This is a genomic window from Acinetobacter sp. 243_ASPC, from assembly GCF_001054715.1.
GTDB classification, from domain to species: domain Bacteria; phylum Pseudomonadota; class Gammaproteobacteria; order Pseudomonadales; family Moraxellaceae; genus Acinetobacter; species Acinetobacter soli.
The window spans coordinates 1-4,608 of sequence record NZ_JVOR01000056.1 but is presented as its reverse complement, the minus strand read 5'-3'; the positions used below and the strand labels follow the sequence as shown (position 1 = coordinate 4,608).

Sequence of the window (4,608 nt, the reverse complement as noted above, 5' to 3'; positions counted from 1 at the left end):
AAAACAGCCCTATGCCCTCGCTAAAGCTCGGACGTTTTAACCTCGCTTTCGCTCGGTTGAGGGGCTGTTTTTTTCAAATATGAATTGAGGATTTAATAAAAAAAGAAACTATGCCTTCGCTTCGCTCAGTAGTTTTTATGCTCGCTTCGCTCGTCTAGAATTTGACCAATACAGTTCGCACCCATTCGGGATGCTCTGTATCTTTCGTTACGAAGCAAAAGTGAGCTTGTAATCAGGGAAAAGGCAGGAGCGAAATTTTAATGCTAGGTGGTCGCTCGTAGACACTCGCTCGGCTCTTACTGGAATGATTAAAATATCTAATCAAAACCGTGGAACATTGATTAAAGAATATCCGTGGAACATGAAAAATCATAAAAAAAGCCCAAACGGGCTCGATTGGGCTATAAACTAGAAACTACAGCATTGATTTCTAAGTGGAATTATAACGCATTTCGTATAAGGTGTATTATGTTAATTTTAGGGAAATTTAAGAATCTCTATGCAATGGTTTATTCAATATTCTTTGATTTCTTATCTTTTAGGTTAATCAGAAATAGCCAATAACATAAGCCAGGAAATAGAGCCATAAAGATAGTCCATGTATCTGTATACATCTTCCACCACTCTTTCGAAATTTCTCCTGTGTGGCTCCATCCAAAAAGAATAAAAAATGGAGTAGCAATAATTATAGAGGCAATACAGATAGTTAATAAATTAAGACTGTTATAACGATTTAAAAGAATTGAGAATATGAAGCTGAAAGGTACAGTCAAAATACAATAAGCCAAGTAGACAAGACCGTGCCCTACAAGAACCACTAAAATCGAGTATAGGCTGTATTCCTGATTCATTACGATAAACAGGACTGCTGTGAAAAAAAGTAGTGGTAAAGGAGAAAGTAAGAGAGCTTTTACTATTTTTTCATTTGAGTATTTCACTAATTTAATTCTCTTATCTACTCAATAAATAATAATACTATAACGATTTTATTGGAGGTTTTTTGATTCTATTTAACATAATGATTGTTATACGAAATTTAATTATTTTTGCTAAAACACTATTTGAAAATATAAAAAACCATAAAAAAATTATGGTTTTTTTTGTATCAACTTGTTTATTGTCTCTATTTCATTGAATACTTCAAATTTTTTCCGATCATTATTGGATTTAACAACTAGAGTTAAAATAAGAAACATTATTATAAAAGCCAGGAAAATCAAATACATTCTCATGATTAAGTCCACTATTAGTGCTATGAAAGTATGCTTCCTTATGACAAATAGATAGGACATAGAAAATGAAAAGTAAAGCTCGACACTTTGAAATATGGCTTTTGCCATGTTTCAAAGTCGAGCCACTTTGCGACATCCGGTATTGATAAGATTAAGAGAAGAACCGAGCAAAGTACTTACCAGTAATTATTTAGGATCAATCACACAGTAATCTTTATTCGTTCCGTGACAGTCATTTTTCATGATCCGTACACAAGCTTTACCATTACAATTTTTAATATCTAGGTTGTAACTCTGTTCTAACCAAGCTGCTTCTGCTCGACGCTGCTGGATTTCATCAAAACTTGGAATGAATAAAAATATAAAAGACAGGAAAACTAATACCAGACTAAGGAAAATTGCACACAACAAGGCAATAAATCTGTAGTTCAATTTATCGGTGGCTTTATCTAACTCCTGAATACGACCTTGAAGGGCGCGTGTAGCTTCCTGATTTGCGTTATTTAGGGTTTTTTTGCTCTATTGTAGTACCCCACTAGCTACTTTATTGTAAAACGTCTCTAATCGCTTGTTATCGTCTGCTATGGCTTCCCTGTATTCCTTCATGGATGCCAATAAAATATATAACTGGTCGTCTAAATCATTTTGGCTGCTCATAGCGATGGTCCACTTCTTTTCATGCTTTTGCGGTGTTTCTGCTTCATGGCTTGTTCTTGCTGTAGCTTCAATTGCTGTTTACGTTCCAGTTCTAGGCGTTTAGCTTCCTGATCTTTCTTCCATTGCTCAAAGCCTTTTTCAACACGGTTGAAACCCTGTTCTAAGGTCTGTTTCTTGTGCTGTTGTTTGTATTGGAGCTGCTGGCTGTTCTGCTGTTTGATCGTGTCGTTGAAACGGCTAATTTCAGTATCTATGCCCTTTCTGCGCATCTGGGTGACTTTACTGCCTTCATGTATGGTGGCTTGTAGCTGATTACCTTGATCGGCATAGCTGCGGTGGTCGATTCTTTCCTGATAACCTGCATATTCCAGAGCATGATTGGCTAAGTTTGCCCAGATGGCTCGAATCTGTTTAATTTCTTCCTGGCTTGTTCCCATACCAAGTGTTTTTCTTTTGGTATTACTTAACTCAATATCGGCTTTATCTTTAAGAACTAAATCCTGCTCTGGATCTAATTCGGCCTTGCGCGTTGTCAGTAAGATATGCGCATGATGATTTTTATCACTGCCATTCTGACTAGGCGCATGAATGGCTAAATCCGCAATTACTCCATAACGATCTACTAAAGATTGCGCAAACTCTTTTGCCAGTTCTTTTCGTTGTTCTTCATCTAATTCATCAGGCAAAGCAATCACCCATTCACGTGCTGTTCGGGCATCTTTTCGGTTCTCTGATTTTTCTGCCATATTCCAGACTTGGCTTCGGTCTAATCCAATATCCAAATTAGAAATAATTTCGGTATAAACCACACCTTCTTTTCTCGTAAAGTCGTGCGTTAATCCTGTTCGTTCATCTTTCAATTTTTCTCCTGCACGATAAGCCATAGATGCAACCGCAGTTCGTCCCGAACTTCGGTTAATGGTCTTCGTCGAACAGTGATAAATTGCCATGCCTTAGCCTTGTAATGGTTTTGCTCTTGCTTTTAAAAATTGCGTAGCGATTTTTGGGGTTAAGGGGATTCCCCTTACGCAAACTTTGACTTGGATGAAATCAAAGTCGTAAGTGCGCATTTCATGAAAAACACGATAGCATATAGCCCGCTTGAATTTCAATTCATAGGGCCTTATGCTTGAGTGGTTTTCTATATCCCGAAATCTGAATTATGACAAAAGCTGCTGAAACTCTCGAAAAGAAAATTGAAGCCCAGTTAGAAAAGTTGAAACAGTTAAAGGCTCGTAAACAGGCTATCGAAGCTAGAGAAAAATCAAAGCAAAAAGAGCAGGAAAGAAAGGACGATACTAGACGTAAAATTTTGCTTGGTTCTTATTTGATTAAAAAAATGAATGCCAATGAAGCCAATAAAGAAAAAATACTCGCTGAACTCAACGAGTATTTAACAGAAGATCGGGATAGACAGCTTTTTAACCTTTAAAATCTGTTTCAGTCCGCAAGGCTTTAAATATACGTTTTGCGGTTTCCTCTCTGACTGATTTTGGATCTCGTAAAATATTAGCAATCCAAATTGCAAATGCTTGATAGTCTTTTGCTCCAGCTAGATCACTAATACTACCTACTTTTGACAAAATAGAGCTGTAGGTATTGATTTGACCATCAGACAGACTGCGGAATATATCTAGTGTTTCTTGCTCTCGCTCTGATGCTATTAATCTAGGCTTGGGCTTCTCTCTGACAGTAAACTTAAAGCCAACCACAGAACGCCCTTTTTTAACGTTTTCATAAGTTAGGGCAATATCTGTATTAGCTGTGATCTCATCTAGTGATGGATTGATAACACGTTTTTTTAGATTACTTAGATCGTGATAAGACTCAGGTAAGCCAAATTCAGTTCTTATTTTTTCTAAAGACATTTCAAATTTTCCCATAGCCTGATGTTTTTTAGCTAAGTGATAAAAATCGAATGAGTAATCTTTTTTTAGACTAAGTACGATGTCTTTTTTGTACTTTGTATATGGATTTAATTTATCAAATTCTGTAAGCATCAATAAAACGATCTCAGGGAATCGAATTGCAATACCTCCATCTTCATAAATGCAATCAATTACCCAATTAGACAGAACACGTTTCCCTCTTTCATTGTTATAAGAAAAACTACGCTTAATCAGATTTCTACTTGCTACTTCTAACTGTGTATATGCTGAATGCGTTTTAATTCCACACTCTTCAGCGAATTTTTCAGCGGTAATCATAATAGGATCTTTTTCTGTTGCTTGAGTAGTTCTAGCAATTGGACTAGCAAGTATCAATATACGCTTTTCATCAATATTCATACTCTTAAAACATTCTTGAATATTATTTTGCATCACAACCCAAGAAGGTGGATACGTTTTTTTATTTTCGTCCATATAACTACAATGCCTATTAAGTACTTTTTCGAATATGTACCTATATAGTATATTATTGCTTAAAATTTGACTATTATTTTTGTACTTTTTTAAAAAAAGTACATCTAAATTTGTGTACCTTAATGTCCGGTAAAAGTACTTTTTAAGTCCGGTAAAAGTACTTTTTTAAATGCGTTTTGTCCGGTAAAAGTACTTAGTTGTCCGGTAAAAGTACTTTTTTAAAGTCTGAAAGCCTTGCTAGATATGGGCTAGAAGGGGGTCTAAAAGCTTTTAAAAGCTTTTTAAAAGATAAAAAAGGAAAATACAGAAAATAAAACAGCCCTATGCCCTCGCTAAAGCTCGGACGTTTTAACCTC

4 protein-coding genes and 1 pseudogene are annotated in these 4,608 nt (G+C 35.8%); 1 reads left to right on the top strand and 4 read right to left on the bottom strand.

Annotated elements, in window-relative coordinates; translation table 11 throughout:
* Nucleotides 1–509: 509 nt before the first annotated feature.
* From ADA42_RS05900 to mobQ, 3 genes and pseudogenes are all read right to left on the bottom strand, one after another.
* Nucleotides 510–938, bottom strand: coding sequence for a hypothetical protein (locus ADA42_RS05900; RefSeq protein ID WP_000877730.1), 429 nt, complete (start codon nt 936–938; stop codon nt 510–512).
* A gap of 480 nt (nt 939–1,418) precedes the next feature.
* Nucleotides 1,419–1,889: pseudogene (locus ADA42_RS05890) on the bottom strand (hypothetical protein).
* A complete protein-coding gene (mobQ, locus tag ADA42_RS05885; protein ID WP_048764071.1) occupies nt 1,886–2,839 on the bottom strand; it encodes a MobQ family relaxase in 954 nt (317 codons plus the stop codon). Before mobQ ends, ADA42_RS05890 begins: the two are co-directional and overlap by 4 nt.
* Before the next feature lie 212 nt (nt 2,840–3,051).
* On the opposite strand from mobQ, the gene ADA42_RS05880 reads away from it, so the two are divergent.
* On the top strand, nt 3,052–3,321 hold the full coding sequence (locus ADA42_RS05880; RefSeq protein ID WP_048764069.1) for a hypothetical protein: 270 nt from the start codon (nt 3,052–3,054) through the stop codon (nt 3,319–3,321).
* On the opposite strand, the gene ADA42_RS05875 is transcribed toward ADA42_RS05880, so the two are convergent.
* Nucleotides 3,311–4,252, bottom strand: a complete 942-nt coding sequence (locus ADA42_RS05875) for a replication initiation protein (RefSeq protein ID WP_004729701.1) — start codon at nt 4,250–4,252, stop codon at nt 3,311–3,313. The two genes, ADA42_RS05880 and ADA42_RS05875, sit on opposite strands and share 11 nt — an antisense overlap.
* Nucleotides 4,253–4,608: the final 356 nt, after the last annotated feature.

What these genes read in the sequence shown, in the direction of transcription:
- mobQ (WP_048764071.1), bottom strand. Translation starts at nt 2,839, where the DNA reads ATGGCAATTTATCACTGTTCGACGAAGACCATTAACCGAAGTTCGGGA.
- ADA42_RS05880 (WP_048764069.1), top strand. Translation starts at nt 3,052, where the DNA reads ATGACAAAAGCTGCTGAAACTCTCGAAAAGAAAATTGAAGCCCAGTTA.
- ADA42_RS05875 (WP_004729701.1), bottom strand. Translation starts at nt 4,252, where the DNA reads ATGGACGAAAATAAAAAAACGTATCCACCTTCTTGGGTTGTGATGCAA.